The sequence below is a fragment of the Actinomyces weissii genome (assembly GCF_016598775.1).
GTDB lineage: Bacteria > Actinomycetota > Actinomycetes > Actinomycetales > Actinomycetaceae > Actinomyces > Actinomyces weissii.
In genome coordinates, this window is sequence record NZ_CP066802.1 from 2,164,610 (window position 1) to 2,190,922 (window position 26,313).

Genomic DNA, 26,313 nt, shown 5'->3' on the forward strand with positions numbered 1-26,313 from the left:
GTCAGCCCGCAGGACTCAGTTCTCGCGCAGGATCGCCAGGATCCGCAGGAACTCCACGTACATCCACACCAGGGTGACCACCAGGCCGAAGGCGCCAGCCCAGGCGTAGCGGGTGGGCAGCCCCTGCTCCACGCCCTGCTGGATGGCCTCGAAGTCCAGCACCAGGCTCAGGGCCGCCATGACCACCGCGAGCAGGCCGATCACCAGTCCGAGCGGGATACCAGCGACCGTCACGCCCCGCAGCCCCCACGGGTCGGAGACTACGCCGGTGACCATCAGCCCGAAGTTCACCAGGGAGAACACCAGGTAGCCGCCCATGGCGATCAGCAGGACCTTGCTGGCCTTGGCGGACAGGCGGAACCCGGCCCGGGTGTAGGCCAGCAGCATCACGCCGAAGGTGGCCGCGCTGGCCAGCACCGCCTGCAGCACGATACCGGGGTAGAGGTTCTCCATGATCCCGGAGAAGCCGCCCAGCATGGCCCCCTCGAACACGGCGTAGGCCATGATCAGCAGCGGGCTGGGCTCACGCTTGAAGGTGTTGACCAGGCCCAGGACCAGCGCGCCGACGGCCCCGATCGCCAGGGCCCCCAGCCCGAGCGCCCCGAGCCTGGCGTCCGTGGAGGACACCATCCCCCAGGTCACCGCCCCGGTAGCCAGGATCACCGCGAAGATCCCGGCGGTGCGCATGACGACGTCGTCGTAGGTCATCCGGCCCCGGTCCACGTTGGTGGCCGACGGCGCCGCGTACTGCTGCTCCAGGTGGCTGAGCTGCTGCGGGCTCACGTCGCCGTAGCCGCTGGCGGGCCGCTGCGAGGTGGGGGCGCCGTAACCGGCCCCGTAGCCGTAAGGCCCGCTCGACGCGTACTGGTCTGCCGGGAGGCCCTGCCCGCGCTGCCCCACCTGGTAGCCCGGCATGGTCGGGTATCCAGCGGGCGTCGTCAGGGTGGCGGCGCGGCCGTTGAAGGCCGGGTTCTTGGTGAAGAAGGGGTTAGACATCTGCTCTCCGATTCCTTGTCAGACCAGGGGCACCTGGTGCAACAAGCCCATTGTGCCAGGCATTCCCCTGGAGGCTACGGGCAGGACTGCACAGTGGCTAGAGCACCCTGGTCCGCCCCAGCGTCCCAGCCTGACCGCTAAGGGGCCTCCTCCCAGAGGATGAGCAGCCTCCACCTGCAGGCACCCACCTGGGCGCCAGCGATTTCCTCTGAGCGGCCGATCTGGCGCGGGCCGCCGGTTACTAGCCTGGATACATCACGCAGGAAAGCCGCTATAACCGAAAGGCCCCGCTCATGATCGAAGCAGTCAACCTCAGCAAGCGTTACGGCAGCAAGCTCGCCGTCGACAACGTCTCCTTCACGGTGGAGCCCGGCACCGTGACCGGGTTCCTGGGCCCCAACGGCGCCGGCAAGTCCACCACCATGCGCATGATCATGGGCCTGGACCGGCCCACCTCCGGCTCAGTCACGGTCAACGGCAAGCCCTACCGGGAGCTGAAGGCCCCCCTGTGCGAGGTAGGTGCGCTGCTGGACGCCAAGGGACTGCACGGCTCGCGCACCGCCCGCGCCCACCTGCTGCAGCTGGCGGTCTCCAACGGCATCCCCACCCGGAGGGTGGATGAGGTGCTGGAGCTGACCGGCCTGACCAGCGTGGCCAAGAAGCGCGTAAAGGGGTTCTCCCTGGGCATGGGCCAGCGCCTGGGCATGGCCGCCGCCCTGCTGGGGGACCCGCAGGTGCTGATCTTTGACGAGCCCGTCAACGGCCTGGACCCCGAGGGCGTCAAGTGGGTCCGTGAGACCTGCCGCGCCCTGGCCGCGGAGGGACGCACGGTGTTCATCTCCTCCCACCTGATGAGCGAGATGTCCCAGACCGCCGACCACCTCCTGGTCATCGGCCGGGGCCGCATCCTCACCTCCGGCCCGGTGGACCAGGTGATCTCCTCCGCCACCTCGGACCGGGTGCGCGTCACCTCCCCCCAGGCGGAGGCGCTCGCGCAGGCTCTGACCTCCCGCGGCATCCAGGCCGTGGCCACCGCCCCCGGGGTGCTGGAGACGACGACGGCGAGCGCCGCGCAGGTCGGTGAGACCGCCGCCGCCCACGGGGTGGTGCTGCACGAGCTGACCACCGTCAAGGCCTCCCTGGAGGAGGCCTACCTGGAGCTGACCAGCGGGGAGGTGGAGTACACCACCGGCTCCACCACCTCCCTGTCACCGGCCCAGGCCGCCTGAACCACCAAGCCATACCCGAAGGAAGAACGACCATGAGCACCGCCGTCACCGCCCCGTCCACCCCCCAGTCCCGCCCCCGCCTGCGCATCCAAGGCAGGCAGAGCTTCCTGACCCTGGTCCGCTCCGAGTGGATCAAGGTCCGTTCCGTGGTATCCACCTGGGTCACTGCCGCCCTGACCGTGTCCATCACCGTGCTGCTGGGCGCCGGCCTGGCGATCGGCTACTCCCAGACCCCTGAGATGGCTGAGCAGGCCAAGCACATGATCGCTGCCGGCTCGGCCTTCGGACACCTGGTGGTGGCCGTGCTCGGAGCCCTGGTGATCACCGGTGAGTACGGCTCCGGGCAGATCCGCTCCTCCCTGGCCGCCGCCCCGCAGCGCACCCGGCTGATGGCCGCCAAGGTGCTGGTCGTCTCCGCGCTGGCCTTCCTCCTGGGAGCCTTCTCCGTGCTGCTGTCCTGGGCCGTCTCCGCCCCCTTCATGGGGGAGCACGCCGGCTCCCTGGCCGACGCCCACTACCTGGGCTACGTGTGGGGCACCGGCCTGAGCTTCGTGGTCATCACCGTGATGTCCCTGGCCCTGGGCTACCTGCTGCGCTCCACCGCGGGCGCGATCACCGTGAGCATGGTGCTGCTCTTCGTGCTGCAGATCCCCCTGGGCCTGGCAGCCATGAAGTGGCAGTCGGTCCTCTGGGTGGTCAACCTGCTGCCCGGGGGCGCCGTGCAGGCCCTGGCTGACCCCCACAGCCTGGTCCACACCTGGGGCGCTGAGGGCTCCTACACCCTCTCCCAGCCGCTGACGGTGGCCGTCGCCGCCGCCTGGGCCCTGGTGCCGCTGCTCGCCGCCTGGGTCACCTTCATCAAGCGCGACGCCTGAGCAGGTAGCCGCTGGCCAGGAAGGAGGGCGGGCGCGGGCCCCAATGGCCCCGCGCCCGCCCTCCTTCCGTTTGAATAGGTCCGTGACCAAGGCTGAGGAAGACGCCCTTGAACCGAGGCAAGCCATGACTGTCCCGCCCCGCATCATGCGGGTGGCGGCCTGGCAGGACGCGCACCCGCAGCTGGTGGACGCCGCCGTCGCCGTGCTCATCTGCCTGCTCAACATCCCCTTGGGCCTGGAGACGCTCGACCATGAGGGCCCCTCCGTCGACTCCTCTGCCACGAGACTGGTGTCCGTGGCGGCTATCGTGGTGGTCGGGACGGCGCTGCTGCTCCGCCGTCGTTATCCGCTGGCCGTGTGGCTGGTGACCAGCCTGACGCTGCCGGTCGCCCTGCTGGGGTCCGAACAGCTGCTGGACCTCAGCTTCGAGCAGAAGCGCCAGCTGTTCACCTCCTTGCCGACGCTCAGCCTGCTGGCCGTCCCCCTGACCGTCGGCACCGTCACCACCCACAGGGCCATGCGGCTGGGCCTGCTGGCCTTCCTGGTCTCCACCGCCGCGGAGACCGCCACCGTCAGCACCCTCTACCCCGTCAAGGGAGTGCCGGACCTGTTCTCAAACGTCTTCCCCTTCGCCCTGGTGAACCTGATAGGTCTGCTCACGGGCACCCTGCTGCGCGTGCACCGGCAGACGCTTGAGGACACCAAGGCCTACGCAGCCCGCGCTGCCCTGGCCTCCGAGCAGCGTGCCCTGCTGGCGGCCGCCACCGAGCGAAGCCGGATCGCCCGGGAGATGCACGACGTGATCGCCCACTCCCTGGCAGTGATGATCACCATGGCGGACGGCGCGGCGGCCACGATCGACCGCAGCCCTGAGCGGGCCAAGGAGGCCCTGGGCGTGCTGGCGGAGACGGGCCGCTCAGCCCTGGCCGACACCCGCCGTCTGGTGGGGGTGCTCCGGGAGGACCCAGGTGCCAGCTCGGCGGGCGACGACGGCACCGTCCTGCGGGGGGCGGCCACGGCCACTCCCCCGCCACCCGCCCTGGGGCCAGCGCCAGCCAGCGCCCCACAGGTGCGGGACCTGCCCGTGCCCGAGTTCGCGCCCCCCGGCACCGTCGTCCCCGTGGAGCCCTCCGCCCCGATCGCGGACCTGCGGGCGGACGCCACCACCGGCCAGGACACCTCCACCGGGGGCACCCCCACCGCCCCCGCACCGGAGTCAGCCGACCTGGAGGTGCTGGTCCAGCGTTTCAAGACGGCGGGCGTGCCCGTCACCTACACCTGGAACGGAGCCCCCCTGCCGGACGACAAGGGGCTGCAGCTGACCCTGTTCCGCATCGCCCAGGAGGCCCTGACCAATGTGCTGCGCTACGCCCCCACCACCCGCAGCGTGAAGGTGCAGGTGGACCGGCACACGGGCACGGTGGTGCTGCTGGTGCAGAATGATGCCGCCCCCGGCTCCACCCCCATGCACGGCTCCGGCAAGGGCCTGATCGGGATGCGGGAGCGCGCCGCCGTCTATGGTGGGCAGCTGCAGGCAGGGCCAACCGCACAAGGCTGGCAGGTCCGGGCGATACTGCGCTGGGACGAGACTGACGAAGGAAGCACTTCATGGCAGAGACCATCATGAGCCCCGAGGACAGCCCGGAGGAGCGGCCGCAGCAGGACGCCGGGACGCCGTCGCCCATCCGGGTGGTGCTGGCTGACGACCAGGCCCTGATGCGGATGGGCTTCCGCATGGTGCTGGAGGCTGAGGACGGTATCGAGGTCGTGGGCGAGGCCTCCGACGGCAGCTCGGCGGTGGCCCAGGCCCGGGCGCTGCGCCCCGACGTGATCCTCATGGACGTGCGTATGCCGGGCATGAACGGCATTGAGGCCACTGAGGCGATCACCGCCCAGTGCCCCGCCACCAAGGTCCTGATCCTGACCACCTTCGACCTGGACGAGTACGCCTTCGCCGGGCTCAAGGCGGGGGCGGCGGGCTTCCTGCTCAAGGACACCCGCCCGGCGGACCTGGCGGAGGCGATCCGCACGGTGGCCGGTGGGGAGGCGGTGGTCTCGCCCCGGGTCACGCGGCGGATGCTGGAGATGTTCGCCTCCCGCCTGCCCGACTCCGGGCCCGTGGCCCAGGCCGAGGACCCCCGCGTGGCCGCACTGACGCCCCGCGAGCGGGAGATCCTGGTGCTGATGGCCCACGGGCTGTCCAACGCGGAGATCGCCGAGTCGCTGGTGGTCTCGGCCACCACCGTGAAGACCCACGTGGGCAACGTGCTGGCCAAGTTCAACGTGCGGGACCGGGTGCAGGCGGTGGTGGTCGCCTACGAGAGCGGCCTGATGTCCTGAGGACCGCCGCCCGGTGGGCCCGCCGGCTCAGGGGGCACTGGCGATCAGGTCGAGGTCTTCAAGCGCCGCCCCGCAGGCCCGCCGGCTCAGGGCTCTCCACAGCCAGGATCGTTTATAAGGCCGTCTCTTCTAAGGTCACCCTTACCGAACTCGCGAGCCATATGTCCCGGTCTCGCGAGACCGGGACATCGGTACCGCGAGACCGGGACATATGCACCACGAGACCGGTACGCACTGGACTCAGGCGGAGCGCAGGCGCTGCTGGACGATCTCAAAGCCCACCGTCACCACGGCCTCGACGGCGTCAGCCGCCTGCTCCAGGGTCACGGCCAGCTCCTCACGCTCCCGGGACGGGAAGTCCGAGAGCACGTAGTCGGCGGGGTCCTGCCGCCCCGGGGGACGGCCCACCCCCACCCGCAGGCGGGCGTAGTCGCGGGTCCCCAAGGCCTGGGAGACGGAGCGCAGGCCGTTGTGCCCACCCTCGCCACCACCCCGCTTGAGCCGCAGCTGGTGGGCGGGCAGGTCCAGCTCGTCGTGCACCACCAGCAGCCGCGCCGTCGGGTCGATCCCGTAGAACTGGGCCAGCGCCTTGACCGGCCCCCCGGACAGGTTCATGAAGGCCGCTGGCTCAGCCAGCACCACCCGTGGCCCCGGGGCGCCCCCCGGCAGCAGGCCCAGCCGCACCTCCGCCACCTGGGCGCGGGCCTTGTGCCGGGTGAGCCGAGACCCGGCACGCCCCGCCAGCAGCTCGACCACCATGTGGCCGACGTTGTGACGGTTCCGCGCGTACCGGGCCTCGGGGTTCCCCAGCCCGACGACGAGCCAGGGGTCACTCACAGCGTCTCCTCAGCAGCACCCTGCCTGTTCAGGCGGCTCACTCGGCCTCGGCGGCGGGGGCCTCGTCAGCGGCGGGGACCGCCTCGGTGACCGCGTTCTCGTCCGCGACGTTGACCACGCCGGCCTCGGCGTCGCCCAGGGCCTCCACGCCAGCGGGCAGCTTGAGGTCGGCGACGGTGATGATGGTGCCGCCAGCCACGCCGGTCACGTCCACCTCAATGGCCTCGGGGATGGACACGGCCGGGGCGGAGACGAGCAGGTTGGCAGCCTCGATCATGTGGATGGTGCCCGGCTCGGCGTCACCGACGACGGTCACCGGCACCTCCACCTCGACGCGCTCGTTGCGGTTCACCAGCTGGAAGTCCACGTGCTGCACCCCGGTGCGGATGGGGTGGCGCTGCACGGCCTTGGTCAGGACCAGCAGCTTCTCACCGGCCAGGTCCAGCTCGATCAGCGCGTTCTCGTTGCCGCGCAGGGCCAGGGAGGTGGCGTGGCCGGGCAGCAGGACGTGGCGGGGCTCAGAGCCGTGCCCGTAGACGACGGCGGGCACCAGCCCGTCACGGCGGGCCTGGCGGGAGGCCCCCTTGCCGAAGTCGGTGCGGTCCTGGGCGGTGAGCTTGGTGGCTTCGTGGGCCATGAGGTCCTCCTCGGTCAGGCGGGGCCTCGCCCCGCGTCGTGTGGTGGGCCCGCTGCGCGTCGACGCGCAGCACCTGTCAGGCACCACCACGTCGATAACGGATGCACGCGCAAGCGCGTGTCCCTCGCCGGGGCAACAGGAGGAGCCTACCTGAAGGCGCCCGCACCCTGAACGCGACGCTGCTCACTGCCCGCTGGCGGCCCGGACCACCGCCACCGGCAGCTGCCCGGGCGCGGAGGCCACCGCCCCGGCCCCCGCCGTCGCAAAGCTCAGGGCTGAGCCCAGGCGCCACCCCTGGGTGCGGGTCACCTCCCCTAACGCCCCCATGCCGATCACCACCACCGGGATCTCCAGCTCGGCGCGCGCCCGGGAGGTCAGGTCCAGCAGCCGCCGCACCTCCCCCTCCGTGTCGGGCATAACCGCGACCTTGGCCACCTGCGCCCCGGCGGCCTGCATGCGCCACAGCCGCTCCAGCAGCACGCAGTCGGCGGGCACGCCCTGGAAGTCGTGGCTGGAGGAGAGCACGCCCAGGCCCTGGGCGGCGGCTCCCGTCACCAAGGTGGCCAGGCAGCCGCGCTCCAGCTCGACGTCGAGCGCCGCCACCGCGGTGCCCGCGCCCGCCAGGCGGTCCAGCACCTCCCCTAGGAGCGCAGTGTAGGCGTCGTCGTCGGTTTCCAGGCTGCCTCCCTCCGTGGCGGTGCGGAAGGTCAGCAGCAGCGGCAGGTGGCCGGAGGTGGCCTGGGTCATGGCTGCCGCAGCCGCCACCGCCTCCTGGGCGAGCTGTTCCAGCGGGGCCTGGGGGGTGGCGCAGGCCTCCAGCAGGTCCGCCCGCAGCTCCACCAGGTCGGCGCCCGAGTCCTGAGCGGCCCGGGCCTGGCGGGCGCAGGCGACGGCGTTCGTGCCGGTGGTGGCCACTGCGATCACCAGGTCACGGCCCCCGACCACCAGGTCGCCCCAGCGGGCAGGACGGGGGCAAGGGGCCGGGTGGGGCGCGGCCTCCTCCAGGAGCCGGGACAGCCAGGCAGGGTGGCCCCCCAGGGGCGGTTGCACCGCGGCGGCGGGGACGACGTCGCCTGGGCTGCCTGCCTGCTCCTCCGGCTGCCCAGTCATCTCAGACGACCCGCTCAGCCAGGTCCAGGGCGATGCCGTCCAGGATGTCGTGGGTGGAGGTGACGGCCTGGGTGACCGGGTGGTCGGTAGGGGCGGTGGCGGCCACGACCCGCTTGACCACCTCGCTCCAGATCAGGGCACCGGCCGCGATGACGTCGCGTCTGCCCACGGACAGGAAGGTCATGGCCTCCCGCTCCCCCGGGGTGGAGCGCAGCAGGGCGTCACAGGAGCGCAGGACCTGCTCCACCGGCAGGACCGCCCCGCTGACCCGCTCCGGCTGCCAGCCCTCGCAGCCCAGGGCGTGCGAGGTCACGGTGGTGATGGTGCCCGCCAGGCCGACCAGCTGGTGGGCCTGGCTCAGGTCCACGACCTGCTCCGCCTGGTCCAGCAGCGCCCCTACCTCGGCACGGGCGGCCGCCTCCGCAGCGACCCCCACCCCCCCGGACAGGTACCGCTCGGTGACACGGACCGAGCCGGTGTCCAGGCTGATGGCGGCGCTGGGCTGGTCCTGGCCCAGCACCAGCTCGGTGGAGCCGCCCCCCAGGTCCACCACCAGGCGGGCGCCGGGGCCGGGCAGGGCCCCGAGCAGGGAGCCGGAGAAGGACAGCCGGGCCTCCTCCTGCCCGCTGATGACCTCCGGCTCCACCCCCAGGCTCTCCCGCACCCCGTCAATGAACTCCTGACGGTTGCGTGCGTCGCGGGTGGCTGAGGTGGCCACGAAGCGACGGTGCTCCACCCCCAGCGCCTCACAGCGGCGCGCGAAGCCAGCCACCGCCTGGAGGGTGCGTTCCAGGGCCTCCGGGTCGAGCTGCCCGGTGCGGTCAACCCCCTGCCCCAGGCGCACGATGTGGTTGCGGCGGTCCAGGCTGCTGAGCACCACCTGCCCCTCCCCGGTGCGGCGGGCGTCAGCCACGAGCAGGCGGATCGTGTTGGTGCCACAGTCGATGGCAGCTACCCGGGTCATTCAGGGCTCCTTAAGGGATGACAGGGAATCTCAGCAGGAGCAGCGGGTCGGGTCCCACAGGCCCCGCTCCTTGAGCACCTCCAGGGTACGGTCCCCGACCGGGTTGACCCCAGGCCCGGCCGCCAGGGCGTGCCCCAGCAGGGCGTGCAGGCACTTGACGCGAGTGGGCATGCCCCCGGCGCTGACCCCTTCGATCTCGGCGGGACGGCCCAGGCGGGCGCGCTGACTGAGGTAGTGCTCGTGGGCGCGGGCGTAGGCGGCGGCGAGCTGCGGGTCCTGCGCCAGCTCCTGGTTGAGCTGGTCCATGAGGTGCTCGGCCTCCAGGGTGGAGCAGCCTTTTACCGCAGCCGGGTGGGTCAGGTAGTAGCAGGTGGGGAAGGGGGAGCCGTCTGGCAGCCGGGGGGCGGTCAGCACCACCGTGGGACGGCCGCACACGCAGCGGGCAGCGATACCGACGACGCCGCGCGGTACCCGCCCCAGCTGCTCCTGGAGGGCCTGGAGGTCAGCCGGAGAGACCTGGGGGCCGGTGCTCGTGCCGGGGCTGGCGGTGGGGCCGGGGCTGGGACTCGTGCCGGGGGCTTGGGTCATGGGCTGTTCTCCTGGTGCGGGCTCGCCGGGGCGGTCGGTACGGGGCTCGGGGAGCCTGGCAGCGGGCTGGCACTGGGTTCCGGCTCGGGGCGGGAGGCCTCCCGGACGGAGCCGGTGAGTATCACGTACCAGGGGCTGGGGACCGGGCTGGGCTTGTTGACGACGCCGTCGGCCGGGTCCTGTCGGTCGAGCTCCTGGGCCCCGATGACGATGTAGCTGGTCTCGCCGGGCATGACGTAGCCGAGCCGCTGGCGGGCCTGGGTGCGGGCGTAGGCGTCGTCGTCCCAGTTGGCCAGTTCCCGGGCCAGGGCGGTCTGGGTGGCCTGGGCCTGGGCCAGCTCCTTCTTGGCGTCCGCGTACTCTGCCCGCTGGAGCAGGAAGCTGCGGGCGGCGGGACCCACGATGATGATGCTGGAGACCAGCACCACGGCCAGCACCAGGACCCGGTAGGAGACGGCGAAGCCGGTGGAGCCGCCGATCTGGAGGCTGGAGGGGCTGCTGGCCCTGGGCGCCTCCCCGGCGGAGCGGGGGGCTGCGGCGTCGGGGCGGCCGGTCTTGTCCGCCCGGGGGGCGGTGCTGCGGCCCGCCGTGGCAGGAGCCGGCTTGGGCTCCCGGGCGCGCCGGCTCGTGCCCGGACGGCTGCCGGGGCGGGCTGGTGCGGGGCGACGCGGGCTCACAAGGTGATACTGCCTCACCCGGCGGTGGCCTGCATCCGCTGCCTGGGCGCGTCGCCCCGTGGGCTGGGTAACCGCGAGCCGTAGGACGGGACCGGCCGGTCCCCACGGGCTGCGGGGACCGGCCGGTCGGGCAGCGGCTCCGTGCCGGGGCCGCTGCTAGGCGCTTACAGGCTCAGGCCTTGAAGCGGGGGAAGGCAGAGGCGCCGGCGTAGACGGCGGCCTCACCCAGGGTCTCCTCGATGCGCAGGAGCTGGTTGTACTTGTTGATGCGCTCGCCGCGGGCAGGGGCACCGGTCTTGATCTGGCCGGAGTTGGTGGCCACGGCCAGGTCGGCGATGGTGACGTCCTCGGTCTCGCCGGAGCGGTGGGAGGTCATGGACTTGTAGCCCGCGCGGTGGGCCATCTCCACGGCCTCCAGGGTCTCGGTCAGGGAGCCGATCTGGTTGACCTTGACCAGCAGGGCGTTGGCGGCGCCCATCTCGATGCCCTTGGCCAGGCGCTCGGGGTTGGTGACGAAGAAGTCGTCGCCGACGAGCTGGACGCGGTCACCGATCTTGTCGGTCAGGGCCTTCCAGTCCTCCCACTCGTCCTCGGAGAGCGGGTCCTCGATGGAGACGATCGGGAAGTCGGTGATGAGCTTCTCGTAGTAGTCCACCATGTAGGCGTTGTCGCGGGCCTCGCCCTCGAAGTTGTACTTCTTGGTCTTCTCGTCGAAGAACTCGGTGGAGGCCACGTCCATGGCCAGGGCGACGTCGGCGCCGGGCTTGTAGCCAGCCTTCTCGATGGCCTCGACGATCAGCTCCAGGGCCTCACGGTTGGAGTCCAGGTTGGGGGCGAAGCCGCCCTCGTCGCCCAGGCCGGTGGACAGGCCCCGGCCCTTCACGACGGCCTTGAGGGAGTGGTAGACCTCAGCGCCCATGCGCAGGGCCTCACGGAAGGTCTTGGCGCCGATGGGGGCGATCATGAACTCCTGGATGTCCACGTTGGAGTCGGCGTGGGAGCCGCCGTTCATGATGTTCATCATGGGCACGGGCAGGACGTGGGCGCCAGGGCCACCGACGTACTGGAACAGGTCCAGGCCAGCGGACTCCGCAGAGGCGGCGGCAGCAGCCAGGGAGACGCCCAGGATGGCGTTGGCGCCGAGCTTGCCCTTGTTGGGGGTGCCGTCGAGCTCGATCATCAGGTGGTCCAGACCACGCTGGTCAGCGGCGTCGTAACCGATGATCTCGGGGGCGATGATCTCGTTCACGTTGGCCACGGCCTTCTCGACACCCTTGCCCAGGTAACGGCCCTTGTCGCCGTCACGCAGCTCAACGGCCTCGAAAGCGCCGGTGGAGGCGCCTGAGGGGACCGCGGCACGGGCCGAGGCGCCGTCCTCAAGCAGGATCTCCACCTCAAGGGTGGGGTTGCCACGGGAGTCGAGGATCTCGCGGGCGTGAACGTCTTCAATGAGGGCCACTTGGTGCTCCTTGCTGGGTCGGACCTATTGCGGTCCCAGCCTAGCGGCACCGGGCGCCCGCCACGAGGGCCATAGTCCCTGGGCGGCGTTCACCACGGGCGAGCGAGGACCTCGCAAGCGCCCCCGCCAGCGACCGCAGGGCCAGGCTCAGCGCCCCTGGCTGGGGGCCTGCTGGGCGGGGAGCTGGGCCGGGTTGGCGATCCACAGCTTCTCCCGGTAGCGAGGGGAGGCCTCGATCTGCGCGGACTGGGTGGCCGCAGCCATCTCCTCACCGACCTTCTGGGCCAGCTCTGGGTCCAGCTCGGTCTGCTTGCTGTCCAGGGCCGCGGCGCGCATGACCTCACGCGCCCCCGCGGAGAGGCTGGGCACCTCCTTGCCCACCGTGTCGAAGGTGTTCTTGGTGAAGGTCTCCACCTCCGCGTCCGAGACCTCCACCCCCACTCCCTTGAGCGCCTCCTCCAGCCTGGGCCGGTTCAGCATGGCGATGATCGCGCTGCGGCGGTCGATCTGCAGCACCGACAGGTCCGTGACGGCGTCGGAGACGTCCTGCTCGTCCACCGTGACCGACACCCGCTGGCCCGCCCCGTCGGTGTAGGTGAGCATGGCGGCCACCCCCGGGTGGGCGCCGCAGCCGGAGAGGACCCCCGCAGCCAGCAGGCAGGCCCCCACAGGCCTGAGGGCGCGGGTCAGGGCGGGACGACGGGTACCGGAGGCCATACTCTTCTCCTCTGGGTGACGCCGCCCGGAGGCGCCGTCAGACGTGCAGGTCCGTGGCCGCCAGCCAGGGCAGCCTGTCGGGACATGCTATCGCGACCGGGGCGCAGCCAGCGCCGTCACGGGCGCGGGTCCGGGCTCAGCGACGCCGTAGGCCTCAGCAGCACCGTCAGGCTCAGCAGCACCGGCCTCAGCGGCGCCGTCGGTACCTGGTCGCCTCCAGCTCGTAGTCCGGGTCCCCGGCGACGACGGCCCGCAGCAGCACCTCCGCCCAGCGCAGCAGCTCCTCGCCCTCCACGGCGCCCCCGCCCAGGCGGGCCGACCCCGGCGCCGGCACCACGATGGTGCGGGTGGCGGGCTTGAGCACCGTGCCCGGGTACAGGCGGGTGGCCCGCATCCGCCCGGACTCCGCCAGGGTCACCGGCGCGAAGCGCACCGAGCGGCCCTGAGCCACCACCTCCCGCACCCCCAGGCTGGCCGCGAGCGCCCGCAGGCGCGCCAGGGCGGCCAGGCGGGAGACAGCCTCCGGCACCGGCCCGTAACGGTCGGCCAGCTCCTCCAGCACGTCGGCGACGTCCTCCTGGCTGCGGGCGGAGGCGAACTTGGTGTAGGCCTCCAGGCGCAGGCGCTCGTGGGACACGTAGTCCTCCGGGATGGTGGCGTCCACGGGCAGCTCGACGCGCAGCTCCTCGTCGATCTCCGCCTCGGCGCGTCCGGCCGCCACGGCGGCGGCGTCGGCCCCCTGCTCCCCGGCCCCGACGCGCAGCGCCTTCTTGTAGGCGCTGACCGCCTCGGAGACCATGCGCACGTACAGGTCGAAGCCCACCCCGGCGATGTGCCCGGACTGCTCCCCGCCCAGGAGGTTCCCGGCGCCACGGATCTCCAGGTCCTTCATGGCCACCTGCATGCCCGCCCCCAGGTCCGTGTTGGTGGCGATGGTGCGCAGCCGCTCCAGGGAGGTCTCCGTGAGCGTGCGGTCACCCGGGTACAGGAAGTAGGCGTAGGCCCGCTCCCGGCCCCGGCCCACGCGCCCGCGCAGCTGGTGGAGCTGGCTCAGGCCCATGCGGTCGGCCCGGTCCACGATCAGGGTGTTGGCGTTGGACACGTCCAGGCCGGTCTCCACGATCGTGGTGCACACCAGCACGTCGATCTCCTTGTGCCAGAAGTCGTCGATCACCCGCTCCAGCTGGTGCTCGCCCATCTGCCCGTGGGCGGTGGCCACCCGCGCCTCGGGGACCTGCTGGGACAGGCGGGCGGCGACGGCGTCGATGTCCTCCACCTTGTTGTGCACGAAGAACACCTGGCCGTCGCGCAGCAGCTCGCGGCGGATGGCGGCCCCCACCTGCTTGGTCTCGTAGGCGCCCACGTAGGTGAGGATGGGGTGGCGGTCCTCCGGGGGCGTGGCCAGGGTGGACATCTCCCGCAGGCCCGTGACCGCCATCTCCAGGGTGCGGGGGATGGGGGTGGCGGACATGGACAGCACGTCCACGTCCGTGCGCAGGGCCTTGAGGGTCTCCTTGTGCTCCACCCCGAAGCGCTGCTCCTCGTCGATCACCACCAGGCCCAGGTCCTTGAAGCGCACCTGCCCGGTTATCAGGCGGTGGGTGCCCACCACGACGTCGATGCTGCCCTGGGCCAGGCCGTCCAGGACCTCCTGGGACTCCTTGTCCGACTGGAAGCGGGAGAGCTGGGCCACGCGCACCGGGAAGCCCGCGTAGCGCTCGGAGAAGGTCTCCGCGTGCTGGCTGACCAGCAGGGTGGTGGGCACCAGCACCGCCACCTGCTTGCCGTCCTGCACGGCCTTGAAGGCGGCGCGCACGGCGATCTCGGTCTTGCCGTAGCCGACGTCCCCGCAGATGAGGCGGTCCATGGGCTGGGGGGACTCCATGTCCCGCTTGACGTCCTCGATGGTGGCCAGCTGGTCGGGGGTCTCGGTGTAGGGGAAGGCCTCCTCCAGCTCGGCCTGCCAGGGGGTGTCCGGGCCGAAGGCGTGCCCGGTGGCGGCGGAGCGGGCGGCGTAGAGGCGCACCAGCTCGGCGGCGATCTCGCGGACCGCCTTGCGGGCCTTGGACTTGGTGCGGGCCCAGTCGGCCCCGCCCATCTTGTTCAGGGCCGGGTCCTGCCCTCCCACGTACTTGCTGACCTGGTCCAGTGAGTCGGTGGGCACCAGCAGCCGGTCCCCCGGCTGGCCGCGCTTGGAGGGGGCGTACTCGATCACCAGGTACTCGCGGCTGGCGGCGGACCCGGCGGAGCCCACGCTACGGCGGGCCAGCTCCAGGAAGCGCCCCACCCCGTGCTGGGCGTGGACCACCAGGTCGCCGGGGCGCAGCGACAGCGGGTCCACGCTCTTGCGGGAGCGGCGGGCAGGCACGGCCTTGCGCTCGCGGGGGCCGGTGGAGGCCCGGCCGGTCAAGTCGGACTCGGCCAGCAGGGCCAGACGCACCCCGGGGGCCACGAAGCCGTGACCGGCGGCCGCCTGGGTGACGCGCACGACGCCGTCGGCCCCCTCCTGGCCGCGCAGCTGGGCGGCCTGGGTGAGCTCGGTGACGATGCGGGAGGGCACCTCGCCGTCGCCAAGCAGCTGGGCCATGCGGCGGCCTGGCCCGGGGCCGTCGGTGGCCACGACGACGCTCCACCCCTCCCGGGCCATCTGGCCGATGTCCTGGACGGCCTCCTCCAGGCGCCCCCGGTAGGAGGTGGGGTCACGCAGCGGCAGCACGGCCGTCTCCGGGGAGGCCTGCAGGGAGGTCAGCGACCACCAGCCCCGGTTGGTGGACAGGGCCAGGGCCCGGGCCTCAGACAGGTGGGCGAATGCGGCGGCGGACAGGTCCACCGGGGTGGAGCCGCCGCTGGCGGCGCTGGTCCAGGCAGCGGCCAGGAACTCCTTGGTGGTGGCCACCAGGTCCTCGGCCCGCTTACGCACCCGCTCCGGCTCGCACAGGACCACCAGGCGCTCCCCCACCAGGTCCAGCAGCGGCACCATCTGGTCAACCAGCACGGGGGCCAGGGACTCCATGCCCTCCACCACCTGGCCCTGGGCGATCTTCTCCAGCATGTCGGCGGCCCCGGGCACCTGGTCCACGAGCCGGGCGGCGCGCTGGCGCACGGCCTCGGTCAGCCGCAGCTCCCGGCAGGCGGTGGCGGTCACTGAGGCCAGGGGCTCGATGCTGCGCTGGTCGGTTACCGAGAAGCTGGAGACCTCCTCGATCTCGTCCCCGAAGAAGTCCACGCGCACGGGCCGGGGGCTGGTGGGCGGGAACAGGTCCAGGATACCGCCGCGCACCGCGAACTCCCCGCGGCTCTCCACCATGTCCACCCGCGTGTAGGCGGCGTCGGTGAGCCTGCGGGTGACCTCCTCCAGGCTGACGGCGACGCCGGGGGCCAGGTGCACGGGCTCGAGCTCGCCCAGCCCCGCGATCACCGGGGCCAGGAGCGCCCGCACCGGCACCACCAGGACCCGGACAGGGCCGCGGGCCGCCGCGTCCGGGGCGCCGTCGTCCTCCTGCGGGTGGGCCAGACGCCGCAGCACGGCCAGGCGGGTGGCCACGGTGTCGGCGCGGGGGGAGAGCCGCTCGTGGGGCAGGGTCTCCCAGGCGGGGAAGACGGCGACCTCCGCGGCAGGCAGGTAGCAGCCCAAGGCGGCGGCCAGCTCGTCGGCCTCCCGCCCGGTTGCGGTGACCACGAGCAACGGGGTGCCGGTACGGGCCGGGTCGGCGCTGCTTGAGGCGGCGCTGCTTGAGGCGGCGCTGCTTAAGGAGGTACGGGCAGCGCCGGTGGGGACTGCCCGGCCCGCCCCGCCGTCGTCAGCCGTGCCGCCGTCAGCCGTGCCGCTGGCGGGGGCGGGCGGCTGCGCACCGGCGGCCTGGGCCACCCCCTGGGCTCCCAGGCTCATGGCGGCCAGCACCGCTGGGCGGGCCCCAGCAGGTACCACCAGGGTCCGGTCCGTGCGAGCGGAGCGGGCGGCGGCCTCCACCAGGGCCGCGGTGTCAGGTTCTTCCAGAAGCAGTGGCAGCAGAGCGGTCAGACGCACATGCGGAGTGTAGATGCCCTGAAACCCGGTGGCGAAAGTCTCATCTAAGCCTTGTCACAGCTAGTCCACACGGACAGCCTCCAACGCTAGCGTTGTGTTATCCCACTCCCTTGGAGGCCTCTTTTGGAACCGGAACTCATCATTGAGGCGCTGCGACGCCGCTTCATCCTGATCGTTGCGCACGTGGTCGTGGGGCTGGCGGCGGGTATCGCCTTCGCCACCTTTGGCACGCCTGTGTTCGCCTCCTCCGCCACCGCCATCGTGGTCACCAACTCGCAGGGGAGCGACAGCAACGTCTCCGGCTCACAGCTGATCGTGGCCTCGATCATGCCCACGATCGTGCAGCTGGGCTCCTCCCACAGCCTGCAGGCACAGGTCGCCCAGGACACCGGGCTGCCGATCGAGCAGGTCAAGGGAAATATCTCGGTGGCCAACCCCACCACCACCTTCATGGTGGAGGTGACAGCGCACGGCGCCACCGCCGCCCAGGCACAGCAGCTGGCTGACGCCGAGGTCAAGGCCATGCGCAAGCAGATCACCAGCATGTCCGTGACGCTGTCAGGCCAGCCTGCCCAGCTCTCCCTGGCGGACGTGGACACCGCCAACCTGCCCACCGCGCCGGTCGGCCCCTCCAAGGTCCGCTACGGGATCGTGGGCGCGGTGCTGGGCTCGACCCTGGGGGTCCTGATCGCCCTGGCACTGGACTCGCGCCTGGGTGGGCGCCGCAGTTCCTCACGATGACGACCTTCCAGGCCTCGGCCCTGGCGGGGATCAGCTCCCCGTACCAGCGGGTGCAGCAGACCTTCCGCCGGTGGAACCGCCCGGAGGTGCCCGCCTCCGAGTGGTGGTTCGCGGTGGTGCTGCTGGCACTGATCGGTCTGCGGCTCAAGCTGCCCGGTGGGGTGAACTTCGGCAACGTGCTGGCGGTGCTGGCCCTGCCCGTCACCTGGACGGCGGTGCGCCGCTCCCGTCTGTTCACGGTGCTGGCCACCCTCTCCCTGGTGGCGCTGCTGTCTGGCTTCGTGCTGCTGATGGTCAACCTGCAGTGGGCGGTGTTCGTGCGCTCCGAGCTGGTGACCACCTTCTTCCTGGTCACGCTCCTGCCGTCCGTGGCGGCTGCGATCGCCTGGGGGGCGGAGCGTCTGACCCTGCCGGGGGCGGTGGCCGCCTACTCGGTGGGGCTTACCTACATCGGGGTGCGGAACATCCCTACCACCCCGAACCCCTGGAAGTACGTGCTGGGATACCCGGCCACGGTGCTGGTGCTGGCCCTGGTGGACCGTAGCCCCCGCTGGGTGCAGCTGCTCACGGTCCTGGGCCTGGGCGTGCTGTGGGCCGTCAACGACTCCCGTTCCATCCTCGGCTACCTGGTGATGATCGCGGGCCTGATGGTCTGGCAGGCGCTGGCGGAGAAGTTCGCCATCAAGGCCCGCACGCCCCGTTTCCTGGCGGCCTTCCAGGTCGGTGTGCTGGGCACGCTCATGGCGGCGGTGATGGTCTCGGTGGTCTTCGCCGCCAGCAGCGGCCTGCTGGGCGACTCCGCACAGGCCCGGACCCAGGCGCAGGCATCCTCCTCCACGAACGTGGTGCTCTCAGCCCGCCCGGAGGCCGCCGCCACCTACGGCCTGATGAAGCACCGTCCCACGGGTTTCGGCCTGGGTGTCAAACCCGGCTACGACGACGAGCGCGCGGCCATGTACGAGATGAACGGCATCGAGTACGACCCGGAGAACGGCTACGTCTACAACTACATCTTCGGGCACGGCGTGGAGCTGCACTCCTCCACCTCGGACCTGTGGGCGGCCTGCGGTATCCCTGGCGTCCTGCTGGCGCTGTTCAGCTTCGTGCTGGTGGGCTGGTCCATGATCCGTAACCTGGGTTCCTTCCACCTCTCGCCGTGGCTGTTCTTCGTGGGCATCGGGGCGCTGTGGGACACCTTCTTCAGTCCCCTGATCACCTCCGCCCCGGGCATCGCCGTGGCAATCGGGGCCCTGCTGGCCATGAAGCCGCTGGCCCAGCAGGCCAAGCTGGTGCACGGCACGGGCCCGCTACGTGAGCTGGCTTAGCCGCACCGGGGCACCGGCTCCCGCCCGGCCAGGCCTCTAGGACCCGGAGCCGGGCTTCTTCCGGGAGTACTCACGCACGTCCGCGCCGAAGGCTCCCACGACCATCCCCAGGCCGCCGGCGCCGTCCACCTCGTGGCGGGCCCGCGCGGGCAGGTCCCGGCGCAGGAGGCTGGTGGCCGCCAGGGCACCCCCGAGCCCGGCCTTGACCAGGCCCTTCAGGGCGAACTTGAGCCGCAGGGGCAGGGGGCTGCCCGGGTGGGTGTCCACCCGTACCCGGGCCCAGGAGGAGCCGGAGCGGAAGGCCCGCTGCAGGGCCCAGCGGCGGTTGGCCCGCGCAGGCGGCACCCGCTTGGTGACCACCGCCTCGGCGGCGAAGCGCAGGCTGCCGCCCCCCTGGGTCAGCTGCCTGGTGAACAGGGAGTCCTCCCCTCCGGTCAGCCCGTAGCGCGGGTCAAAGGACAGCCCCAGACGCCGCACAGTGCCCAGGTCCAGGAGCAGGTTGCCGGTGTCCGCTGAGCCCACGACCTGCCCGTCCGGGTGGCTCCAGGAGTCGAACACCCCGCTGGCCCGCACCCACTGGTCGGGGGACTGCTCAAAGCGAGGCGGGGTCGGGCCGGTGACGGCGTCGGCGCCGGTGGCCTCCCGCATCCGCAGCAGGGCGGCCAGCCACCCCTCCTCAGGCAGCTCGTCGTCGTCAATGAAGGCCAGCAGCTGGGAGCCTGCGGACTCCGCCAGGGCCCGGTTACGGCCCGCCACGATCCCCGGCTCCGGCTCGTGGGCGTAGACCACCTCCACCGGCGGGTCAGCCTCCCGGGCCTGGGCGGCCGCCTGCACCACCGTCTGGCGGGCCCCGGCAGCCGGATCGTTGTCCACCACCAGGACCCGGGCGGCCACGGGCGCGTAGCCCTCACCGCCGCTCCTGACGGAAGCGGCCTCACGCACCAGCAGCGGCAGCACCTCCGCGAGGTAGCCGTTGCGGCGGTAGGTGAGCATCGCGATGGTCAGCCCAGATGGGGCCATGGTCTGTGCCTCTCAGGTTGCGGCCTCGCCCTGCTGGCGCTTGCCATGCGAGCATACCTGCACTCCTGGCGGTGACTACGTAGAAGGTGGTGGGCCACCGACCCGGAGGTCAGCGGCCCACCACCTTGGCAATCCGGCTGCGTCAGCCGACCCTGATCTCGTCCACGGCAATGGTGACGGGGGTCTCAGAGCGGCTCAGGTAACCGGTCAGGGAGATGGACCCCGGCTGGGTCAGCGGCTGGGCGCTGTCCTTGTAGAGCACGCTCCAGTCCTTGGGCTCAGCCTGCCCCGTCCACAGCTTCGCGGAGACGGTGGTGGTGCTGGTGCCGGTGGCGGAGAAGCGCAGCCTGACGGTCTCACCCGCCTTGATGCTGGGCAGCTGGGCCTCGGAGAGCCACTTCTCAGTGCCGTCCACGACCTTGAGCAGCTCGATCTTGCCGGTGCCCTCGGGGGTGACCTGCAGCTTGACCCGGTAGGAGCCTGCGTCGGTGACGCGCAGGTCCTGGTCGATGTAGACCCGGCCCGCGCTGGGCAGGGCCTCCAGCTGGAAGGAGGCGGTCAGGTCAGCGTCCGCCTGCTCCAGGGCGGGGCTGCTGACCCGGGAGCCGCTGCCGGCCTTGGCCAGGCTCATGCGCCCGGTGCCGTTGGCCACGGAGAGGGCAGAGCCGCCCCAGCGGGTGCTCCAGGTGCCGCCCTTGTCGGCCTCGCCCCAGCCAGCGGCCACGTCCTGGTCGAAGGTGGCCCGGAAGGCACCGGCCACAGGCACGTCGTTGGCGGCCGGACCGTTCTCGCGGGGGCCCTCAGGCAGGGCTGGGGCGACCTGCTTGTCCGCTGCCTTCACGGTCACGGACTGCTCCGTCTGCGCGCTCTGCCCGCCGTCGTCAGTCACGGTGACCCGCACCGTGTAGGTGCCGGCAGCGGCATAGGAGTGCTTGGCGGTAGCTGCGGTAGTGGTCTCCTCAGCGGTGCCGTCGCCCCAGCTCCACTTGTAGCTGGCGATCTTCCCGTCGGGGTCCTGGGAGCCGGAGGCGTCAGCGGACACCGCCAGCTCAGCAGCCTCGAGCGTCAGCGCGGCCTGCGGGGCCTGGTTGGCAGGCTTTCCCTGTCCCAGCGCGTAGTGGTCACGTACCTGGTTGGCCACCAGGGCGTTGTCGTAGATAACGACGTCGTCGATGTCGGCCTCGAGGTAGATGTTGCGTGGGGCGCGTGGGAAGCCGCGCAGGTTGTCGCCACCGATGTGCCAGTAGCCCTGGAAGTCCTCGGCCTGGTTCATGCTGGTGTCCTCGGACACGGCCTGGCCGTCGACGTAGAGGACCGAGCCCGCCTCAGAAGTGGTGGCCACCACGTGGTGCCACTTGCCGTCGTTGATCGGCTGGCTGCTCTCCAGGGTCTTAACCCGGCCGGGGTACAGGCCGTAGACCAGGACGCCGTCGGTGCGCAGGTAGAGCTGGCGGTCGTGCTGGGAGGACCTGGCCTGGTAGGAGGAGCCGAAGCCCAGGAGCAGGCCGCCGGAGCGGCTGGTGGTACGCACCCAGGTCTCCAGGGAGAAGGTCTGCGGGCCGTGGATCCGCTGCTGGGAGACAGCGTATGCGGCGTTTCCGAAGGAGGTGGAGCTGCCGCTGGTGGTGGCGGGCTCGCCAGCGCGCTCCCAGCCCCAGCCATAGAGGCGGGCGTTGATGTTGCCCAGGCTGTCAGCCACGTCGCGGCCGGAGCCCTCGTCCATGCTCCACACGTTGACGGCCCCGTCAGCGGCAGCCTGGCGCCCCAGGGCGTTCAGGCCGACGCCGTCCTTGGCGGTGACGGTCACCCAGTCGGTCTGGGTGCTGGCACCGTACTTGTCGGTCACGCGGATGCGGTAGCGGTGCTGGCTGCCGGGGTCGACGAAGTCGGTGGCGGTCAGCTCCGGCAGGTCCCAGAAGGTGGAGGCCACCTTGCGGGTCCACACCGGCTTGGAGTTGGTCGTGTCCCGGAAGATCTCATAGGTGAGCATCCGGTCGTCGCTGTCCCAGTTGGCCTTCCAGCTAAAGCTCACGACACCCGGCTGGGTGGAGCGGGCACTGAACTTGTAGGCGCCGCCCTTGTCGTGCGCGGAGACCTGGTTGGGCGCGATGCTGCGCTTGGCGAAGCGGACCAGGCCCTGCTGCTGCTGGCCGTTGACGGCGGTGAACTCGCCGCCGTAGACGATGTAGTCGTCATTGCCCTCGACGGTCCAGGTGGCCTGGTGCGCGCCGGTGTAGGTCCCGGCAGTGAAGCTGGGGAAGAAGCTCAGGAGCGTGGTGGCCGGCTGGCCCTGGAAGTTCGTGTAGCCGCTGTAGGTGTTGCGCCTAACGGTGCCGACGGCCTGGTTCACGACGGCGGTGGCGTTGTAGTGCTGCTTCCAGTTGTTGGGGAACAGGTCCACGTTGGAGCAGTCGTGCTCGTGGGAGGAGATGTAGACGACGTCCCCGGCGGGGTGGACGTCGTAGGAGTCCCCGTGGCAGTCGAGCATCCACTCCAGCTCACCAGACTGCCAGTTGAGGCGGGCCACGCCCTCGAAGGCACCGGCCCCGGAGTAGGAGGCGGTGTAGAGGCCCCGCGCGTCGGCGGCCATGCCCCACACGGCGGACTTCTTGCCAGAGGCACCGATCACGGAGGAGAGCCGGTTGTAACGCAGCTCGCCGGTGCCCGCCTCCAGGATGGCCAGGCCGTTGCCGGGGTTCCGGTAGCCGTTGACGCTGGTGAAGGCGCCCCCGATAGCCACGCCGGTGCCGCCGGGCTCGGTGGCCACGGCGTGGACGTAGTAGTCAGGCACGCGCGCGGAGAAGGGGGTGACGGTGCGGCTGGCGACGTCGAACTCGACGATGCGCTGGCGGCGCTGCCGGTTGGCCTCGGAGAAGTAGCCGCCGGCGTAGAGCTTGGAGCCGTCAGGGGAGAGGGCCACGGCGTTCACGCCGGAGTTCAGGCTCAGCCCCAGGTTGCGCGGGGTGCCGCTACGCGGGTCGACGGCGGCGACACGGTTGGCCACCAGCCCGTTGATAGTGGTGAAGGTGCCGCCCAGGTAGATGGTGGAGCCGTCCGGGGAGGCCACCACGGAGCGGACCGCGGCGTTGGCGGAGGGGGCCCAGTCCAGCAGGGCGCCGGTGGTGATGTCGTAGGCGAGGGCGTTCCTGCGGGTCACGGCAGAGCCACCGGGAGTGGTGGCGGTGGTGAACTCACCGACGGCGTAGACGGTGTTGCCAACAACCTCCTGGTCCCACACAACGCCATTGATAGACGGGGCGGGCAGGGGGTCGGCAGACACGGTCTCGTGGGGGTCGTCGACCCCAAGGTCCTGCTCCACGGCGCCAGCGTGGGACGACAGCGTGACAGCAGGCAGGATGATCGGCGCCAAGGCGACAGACACGGCGGCAACGGCCACCGCTCCGACACGACGAAGGCGGTTGGGCTTCACGAATCCTCCGGGAGGTTGTTGGGGACAGCTGGAAAACAGCCGCTTGGATGCCCTCAGTATGTGCATGCAACAGACCTGCCAAAGCGCCGCGCACCTTCATCCTGCGCGGCCCGTACGGGCATTCTGCGGACACCGCAAGCGGTTTTGCAGGTCCGCTATTGCAATATACCGACGGCGCAGACGGCCCCAACAGCCCCGGAAAACCCTTGAGCCTCAGGCGGAAGGTGCCGCTCCCTCAAAGACCGCGGCCTTCAGCGAGGCGTCCAGGTCCACCACGACCCGCACCTGCTCCCGCGAGTCCGCAGGCACCCGGAAGGCCACGGAGAAGCTGACGGACTGCCCCGCCTCCACGCTGCCAGGGGCTGGCTCCGTGGCGGAGGGGTGCACCGGGGCCGGGGTGTTGTCCGCCCCGTAGTAGAAGGTCACCACCAGCGACTCCAGGGAGAGCGCCTCCGCACCCGGGTTGCTGACCGTCACCGGCACCAGCACGCCGGCACCGGCGACCTCACCGGGCTCCTCCGAGCTCAGGGAGGTGCTGGACAGCTCCCCCAGGGTGATCGTGGCTCCCGACTCCAGCACCGCCGGCTCCTGGATAGGGGCGGGAGCCAGCTGCCGCTCCGCCTCCGGGTCCCCGCTACCGCTCCCGTCCTCGCCGGACCCCACGGAGCCGCCGCCCTCAGGTGCCGGGGAGGACGTCTGCCCTAGCGGGGTGCCGCTGGCACCAGGCGTCGCCGAGGCGGTCTCGGAGGCACTGGCAGCACCAGCGGAGGCGGTGGCAGCGGCGTCCCCAGGGGCCTGCGCACGGGAGCAGCCGGGCAGCAGCACCCCCAGGCACAGAGGCAGGGCCAGCAGGACAGCGGACTTCTTCGACATACGCTTCACAAGCGGCAGCATATAGCGCAGGCAGGCTGCGATATAGCGACATCCTGGCGCGCTGCCGACCTGCAAGGGTCGCCACCCCTGGCGCGCATGTACCCTGACAAGGGCCGTGAGCTAGAACCGCAGGAGAGTATGGAGGTACCGGATGCGCCGCAGCGATCCGAGTCGGCTGAGAATCGCGATGATCGGCACCCGTGGGGTGCCAGCCCGCTACGGCGGCTTCGAGACCGCGATCGAGGAGGTGGGGCAGCGCCTGGCCGCGCGCGGCCACCAGGTACTCGTCTACTCACGCAACCCAGATGCCAGCACTCCACTGCCGCGCAAGCACCTGGGTATGCGCGTGGTGGAGCTGCCCGCTATGCGCAGGCGCTCCCTGGAGACCCTCTCCCACACGGGCCTGTCCGTGGCCCACCTGCTGCGGCGGGTCCACCCCGACGTCGCCCTGCTGTTCAACGCCGCCAACTCCCCCTTCCTGCCAGCCCTGCGACTGGCCGGGGTCCCCGTGGCCACCCACGTGGACGGCCTGGAGTGGCGGCGCGGCAAGTGGGGGCCTACCGGCCAGCGCTACTACCGGGCCGCCGAGGCCGCAGCCGTGCGCTGGTCCGACGCGCTGATCGCGGACGCCCAGGGCATAGCGGACTACTACACGCAGGAGTTCCAGGCCCCGACCTGGCTGATCTCCTACGGCGCCCCCCGCCTGCGCACCGGGTCGGACCGCCTGGCCGAGCTGGGCCTGGAGCCCCAGGGCTTCCACCTGGTGGTTGCCCGCTTCGAGGTGGAGAACCACGTGGACGTCATCGTGGAGGGCTACGTCCGCTCCCGGGCGCGGCTGCCCCTGGTGGTGGTCGGCTCGGCACCCTACGCGAACGAGTACACCGCCCGGGTCGAGTCCCTGGCGGACGAGCGGGTGCGGCTGCTGGGCGGGCTGTGGGACCAGGAGCAGCTGGACCAGCTCTACGGCAACGCCCTGGTCTACTACCACGGGCACTCCGTGGGTGGCACCAACCCCTCGCTGCTGCGCGCGATCGGCGCGGGGGCGGCAGTGGACGCCTTTGACGTGTCCTTCAACCGGGAGGTGCTGGAGGAGGCGGGCCGCTACTGGCAGGACGCCGACGACGTCGCCGCCCTGGTGGAGTCCGCCGAGGCCGCCCCGGAGCGGCAGCTGGCCCGCGGCACCCTCTCGCTGGAGCGTGCGGCCCGCTACGACTGGGACGAGGTCACGGACCGCTACGAGGAGCTGTGCCAGACGCTTGCCGCCGACGGGCCCCGACGCCAACGGCCCTCTGGACGACGGACGGGAGCCTGCTCATGAGCACGGTGCTGGTGGCCCACCCCTCCCCTGACCTGTACGGCTCGGACCGCCAGCTCCTGGAGACGGTGGCTGGCCTGCACCAGGCCGGGCACCGGGTGCTCGTGGCCCTGCCTGAGCACGGCCCGCTGGAGGCCGAGATGGAGGCGGTGGGCGCCAAGGTGGCGGTCCTGCCCTTCACGGTCCTGCGCAAGGCGCTGCTGAGCCCGCGCGGCCTGGCCGGGCTGGCGGCGCGCACCCCGGGCGAGCTGCTGCGCCTGCGCTCGGTGGTGCGTGCCGCCCGGGCCGACCTGGTGCTGGTGAACACGGTGACCCTGCCCTGGTGGGGGCCAGCGGCCCGCGCCGCCGGGGTGCCGGTGCTCGCGCACGTGCACGAGGCCGAGGACAGCCAGCCCCTGGCACTGCGGGCGGGGCTCAACGCCCCCCTGCTGGCCGCCGACCGGGTGGTAGCCAACTCCGGGGCGGCGCGGGACACCCTGCTGCAGGCCCAGCCGCTGCTACGGCGCCGGGTGCAGGTGGTCCACAACGGTGTGCCGGGCCCCCAGCAGCCCCCGCGCCCCCTGCGCAGGCGTTCCGCCACGGACCCGTTGCGGGTGGTGATGGTGGGTCGCCTGTCTCCCCGTAAGGGGGTGGACGTGGCCCTGGAGGCCGTCGGGCTGCTGCGCCAGCAGGGCGTGGACGCCTCGATCCGGGTGTGCGGCTCGGTGTTCCCTGGCTACGAGTGGTACGAGTCCGAGCTGCGGCAGCGGGCGCAGGCCGCAGACCTGGCGGGCCACGCCGAGCTGCTGGGCTACGTGCACCCGACCTGGCCGGAGCTGGAGGAGACGGACGTGGTGGTGGTGCCCTCCCGGGCGGAGCCTTTTGGCAACACGGCGGTGGAGGCTATGCACGCGGGCCGGCCCCTGGTCGCCTCCCGGGTGCAGGGGCTGCAGGAGGTGGTGACCGACGGCGTAACCGGGCTCCTGGTGGAGCCGGACTCCCCGGCGGCCCTGGCCCAGGCGCTGCTCGAGCTGACCCGGGACCCGCAGCTGGCCCGCCGTCTGGCCACGCAGGGGCAGCGGGAGGCGGCCACCCGTTTCGGGGTGGAGCGCTACCGCCAGGAGATGGTGGCGCAGGTGGCGCAGGCGCTGGGGCACCACGCTGGCTGAACGGT

General features: G+C 71.7%; 21 protein-coding genes. 8 read left to right on the top strand and 13 right to left on the bottom strand.

Annotated features, from left to right (window positions below):
• Window positions 1–15: 15 nt before the first annotated feature.
• The gene (locus JG540_RS08760) at window positions 16–996 is read right to left on the bottom strand and encodes a Bax inhibitor-1/YccA family protein (RefSeq protein ID WP_200275408.1); all 981 of its coding nucleotides are present in this window, start codon (window positions 994–996) and stop codon (window positions 16–18) included.
• A 293-nt stretch (window positions 997–1,289) separates the two neighbouring features.
• On the opposite strand from JG540_RS08760, the gene JG540_RS08765 reads away from it, so the two are divergent.
• The 4 genes from JG540_RS08765 to JG540_RS08780 all read left to right on the top strand — a co-directional run bounded on the left by JG540_RS08765 (window position 1,290) and on the right by JG540_RS08780 (window position 5,440).
• The gene (locus JG540_RS08765) at window positions 1,290–2,225 is read left to right on the top strand and encodes an ABC transporter ATP-binding protein (RefSeq protein WP_200275409.1); all 936 of its coding nucleotides are present in this window, start codon (window positions 1,290–1,292) and stop codon (window positions 2,223–2,225) included.
• Between the two features lie 32 nt (window positions 2,226–2,257).
• Window positions 2,258–3,100 (top strand): ABC transporter permease, encoded by an 843-nt coding sequence (locus JG540_RS08770; RefSeq protein ID WP_200275410.1) that lies wholly within the window; start codon window positions 2,258–2,260, stop codon window positions 3,098–3,100.
• Between the two features lie 124 nt (window positions 3,101–3,224).
• Window positions 3,225–4,727 (top strand): sensor histidine kinase, encoded by a 1,503-nt coding sequence (locus JG540_RS08775; protein WP_200275411.1) that lies wholly within the window; start codon window positions 3,225–3,227, stop codon window positions 4,725–4,727.
• Window positions 4,724–5,440: a response regulator gene (locus JG540_RS08780; protein WP_407648364.1), complete on the top strand. Its 717-nt coding sequence runs from the start codon at window positions 4,724–4,726 to the stop codon at window positions 5,438–5,440. The genes JG540_RS08775 and JG540_RS08780 overlap by 4 nt, the downstream gene beginning before the upstream one ends.
• Before the next feature lie 240 nt (window positions 5,441–5,680).
• Here the strand turns inward: JG540_RS08780 and pth are convergent, their stop codons facing one another.
• The 9 genes from pth to mfd form a co-directional block, all read right to left on the bottom strand.
• Window positions 5,681–6,277: an aminoacyl-tRNA hydrolase gene (gene pth / locus JG540_RS08785; RefSeq protein ID WP_200275413.1), complete on the bottom strand. Its 597-nt coding sequence runs from the start codon at window positions 6,275–6,277 to the stop codon at window positions 5,681–5,683.
• A gap of 37 nt (window positions 6,278–6,314) precedes the next feature.
• On the bottom strand, window positions 6,315–6,914 hold the full coding sequence (locus tag JG540_RS08790) for a 50S ribosomal protein L25/general stress protein Ctc (RefSeq protein ID WP_200275415.1): 600 nt from the start codon (window positions 6,912–6,914) through the stop codon (window positions 6,315–6,317).
• 183 nt (window positions 6,915–7,097) lie between these two features.
• Complete coding sequence (locus JG540_RS08795) at window positions 7,098–8,024, bottom strand: type I 3-dehydroquinate dehydratase (RefSeq protein ID WP_200275417.1); 927 nt, start codon at window positions 8,022–8,024, stop codon at window positions 7,098–7,100.
• A 1-nt stretch (window position 8,025) separates the two neighbouring features.
• Window positions 8,026–8,988, bottom strand: a complete 963-nt coding sequence (locus JG540_RS08800) for a Ppx/GppA phosphatase family protein (RefSeq protein WP_200275419.1) — start codon at window positions 8,986–8,988, stop codon at window positions 8,026–8,028.
• A 30-nt stretch (window positions 8,989–9,018) separates the two neighbouring features.
• Window positions 9,019–9,576: a DUF501 domain-containing protein gene (locus JG540_RS08805; protein WP_200275421.1), complete on the bottom strand. Its 558-nt coding sequence runs from the start codon at window positions 9,574–9,576 to the stop codon at window positions 9,019–9,021.
• Complete coding sequence (locus tag JG540_RS08810; protein WP_200275423.1) at window positions 9,573–10,253, bottom strand: FtsB family cell division protein; 681 nt, start codon at window positions 10,251–10,253, stop codon at window positions 9,573–9,575. The genes JG540_RS08805 and JG540_RS08810 overlap by 4 nt, the downstream gene beginning before the upstream one ends.
• A 172-nt stretch (window positions 10,254–10,425) precedes the next feature.
• Window positions 10,426–11,712 (bottom strand): phosphopyruvate hydratase, encoded by a 1,287-nt coding sequence (gene eno / locus JG540_RS08815; RefSeq protein ID WP_200275425.1) that lies wholly within the window; start codon window positions 11,710–11,712, stop codon window positions 10,426–10,428.
• A gap of 147 nt (window positions 11,713–11,859) precedes the next feature.
• Window positions 11,860–12,429 (bottom strand): hypothetical protein, encoded by a 570-nt coding sequence (locus tag JG540_RS08820; protein ID WP_200275427.1) that lies wholly within the window; start codon window positions 12,427–12,429, stop codon window positions 11,860–11,862.
• Window positions 12,430–12,616: 187 nt separating this feature from the next.
• The gene (mfd, locus tag JG540_RS08825; RefSeq protein WP_200275429.1) at window positions 12,617–16,456 is read right to left on the bottom strand and encodes a transcription-repair coupling factor; all 3,840 of its coding nucleotides are present in this window, start codon (window positions 16,454–16,456) and stop codon (window positions 12,617–12,619) included.
• Window positions 16,457–16,579: 123 nt separating this feature from the next.
• Here mfd and JG540_RS08830 point away from each other — a divergent pair, with 123 nt between their 5' ends.
• Entirely contained in the window at window positions 16,580–17,197 is a 618-nt protein-coding gene (locus tag JG540_RS08830; RefSeq protein ID WP_200275431.1) for a YveK family protein, read from the top strand.
• Window positions 17,194–18,522, top strand: a complete 1,329-nt coding sequence (locus JG540_RS08835) for a sugar ABC transporter permease (RefSeq protein WP_200275432.1) — start codon at window positions 17,194–17,196, stop codon at window positions 18,520–18,522. The genes JG540_RS08830 and JG540_RS08835 overlap by 4 nt, the downstream gene beginning before the upstream one ends.
• A 36-nt stretch (window positions 18,523–18,558) precedes the next feature.
• On the opposite strand, the gene JG540_RS08840 is transcribed toward JG540_RS08835, so the two are convergent.
• The 3 genes from JG540_RS08840 to JG540_RS08850 all read right to left on the bottom strand — a co-directional run bounded on the left by JG540_RS08840 (window position 18,559) and on the right by JG540_RS08850 (window position 23,854).
• Window positions 18,559–19,542, bottom strand: a complete 984-nt coding sequence (locus JG540_RS08840) for a glycosyltransferase family 2 protein (protein ID WP_200275434.1) — start codon at window positions 19,540–19,542, stop codon at window positions 18,559–18,561.
• Window positions 19,543–19,684: 142 nt separating this feature from the next.
• On the bottom strand, window positions 19,685–22,972 hold the full coding sequence (locus JG540_RS08845) for a LamG-like jellyroll fold domain-containing protein (RefSeq protein WP_200275436.1): 3,288 nt from the start codon (window positions 22,970–22,972) through the stop codon (window positions 19,685–19,687).
• A gap of 213 nt (window positions 22,973–23,185) precedes the next feature.
• Window positions 23,186–23,854, bottom strand: coding sequence for a hypothetical protein (locus JG540_RS08850; protein WP_200275438.1), 669 nt, complete (start codon window positions 23,852–23,854; stop codon window positions 23,186–23,188).
• Between the two features lie 178 nt (window positions 23,855–24,032).
• Here JG540_RS08850 and JG540_RS08855 point away from each other — a divergent pair, with 178 nt between their 5' ends.
• Complete coding sequence (locus tag JG540_RS08855; protein ID WP_234042773.1) at window positions 24,033–25,163, top strand: DUF1972 domain-containing protein; 1,131 nt, start codon at window positions 24,033–24,035, stop codon at window positions 25,161–25,163.
• Window positions 25,160–26,308, top strand: a complete 1,149-nt coding sequence (locus JG540_RS08860) for a glycosyltransferase family 4 protein (protein ID WP_200275442.1) — start codon at window positions 25,160–25,162, stop codon at window positions 26,306–26,308. Before JG540_RS08855 ends, JG540_RS08860 begins: the two co-directional genes overlap by 4 nt.
• Window positions 26,309–26,313 lie beyond the last annotated feature (5 nt).

Excerpts from the sequence above, each read along its gene's own strand:
- JG540_RS08760 (WP_200275408.1), bottom strand. The coding sequence starts at position 996 with ATGTCTAACCCCTTCTTCACCAAGAACCCGGCCTTCAACGGCCGCGCC.
- JG540_RS08805 (WP_200275421.1), bottom strand. The coding sequence starts at position 9,576 with ATGACCCAAGCCCCCGGCACGAGTCCCAGCCCCGGCCCCACCGCCAGC.
- JG540_RS08795 (WP_200275417.1), bottom strand. The coding sequence starts at position 8,024 with ATGACTGGGCAGCCGGAGGAGCAGGCAGGCAGCCCAGGCGACGTCGTC.
- JG540_RS08765 (WP_200275409.1), top strand. The coding sequence starts at position 1,290 with ATGATCGAAGCAGTCAACCTCAGCAAGCGTTACGGCAGCAAGCTCGCC.
- JG540_RS08840 (WP_200275434.1), bottom strand. The coding sequence starts at position 19,542 with ATGGCCCCATCTGGGCTGACCATCGCGATGCTCACCTACCGCCGCAAC.
- JG540_RS08800 (WP_200275419.1), bottom strand. The coding sequence starts at position 8,988 with ATGACCCGGGTAGCTGCCATCGACTGTGGCACCAACACGATCCGCCTG.
- JG540_RS08820 (WP_200275427.1), bottom strand. The coding sequence starts at position 12,429 with ATGGCCTCCGGTACCCGTCGTCCCGCCCTGACCCGCGCCCTCAGGCCT.
- JG540_RS08855 (WP_234042773.1), top strand. The coding sequence starts at position 24,033 with ATGATCGGCACCCGTGGGGTGCCAGCCCGCTACGGCGGCTTCGAGACC.
- JG540_RS08790 (WP_200275415.1), bottom strand. The coding sequence starts at position 6,914 with ATGGCCCACGAAGCCACCAAGCTCACCGCCCAGGACCGCACCGACTTC.
- JG540_RS08775 (WP_200275411.1), top strand. The coding sequence starts at position 3,225 with ATGACTGTCCCGCCCCGCATCATGCGGGTGGCGGCCTGGCAGGACGCG.
- JG540_RS08835 (WP_200275432.1), top strand. The coding sequence starts at position 17,194 with ATGACGACCTTCCAGGCCTCGGCCCTGGCGGGGATCAGCTCCCCGTAC.
- JG540_RS08780 (WP_407648364.1), top strand. The coding sequence starts at position 4,724 with ATGAGCCCCGAGGACAGCCCGGAGGAGCGGCCGCAGCAGGACGCCGGG.
- JG540_RS08860 (WP_200275442.1), top strand. The coding sequence starts at position 25,160 with ATGAGCACGGTGCTGGTGGCCCACCCCTCCCCTGACCTGTACGGCTCG.
- JG540_RS08770 (WP_200275410.1), top strand. The coding sequence starts at position 2,258 with ATGAGCACCGCCGTCACCGCCCCGTCCACCCCCCAGTCCCGCCCCCGC.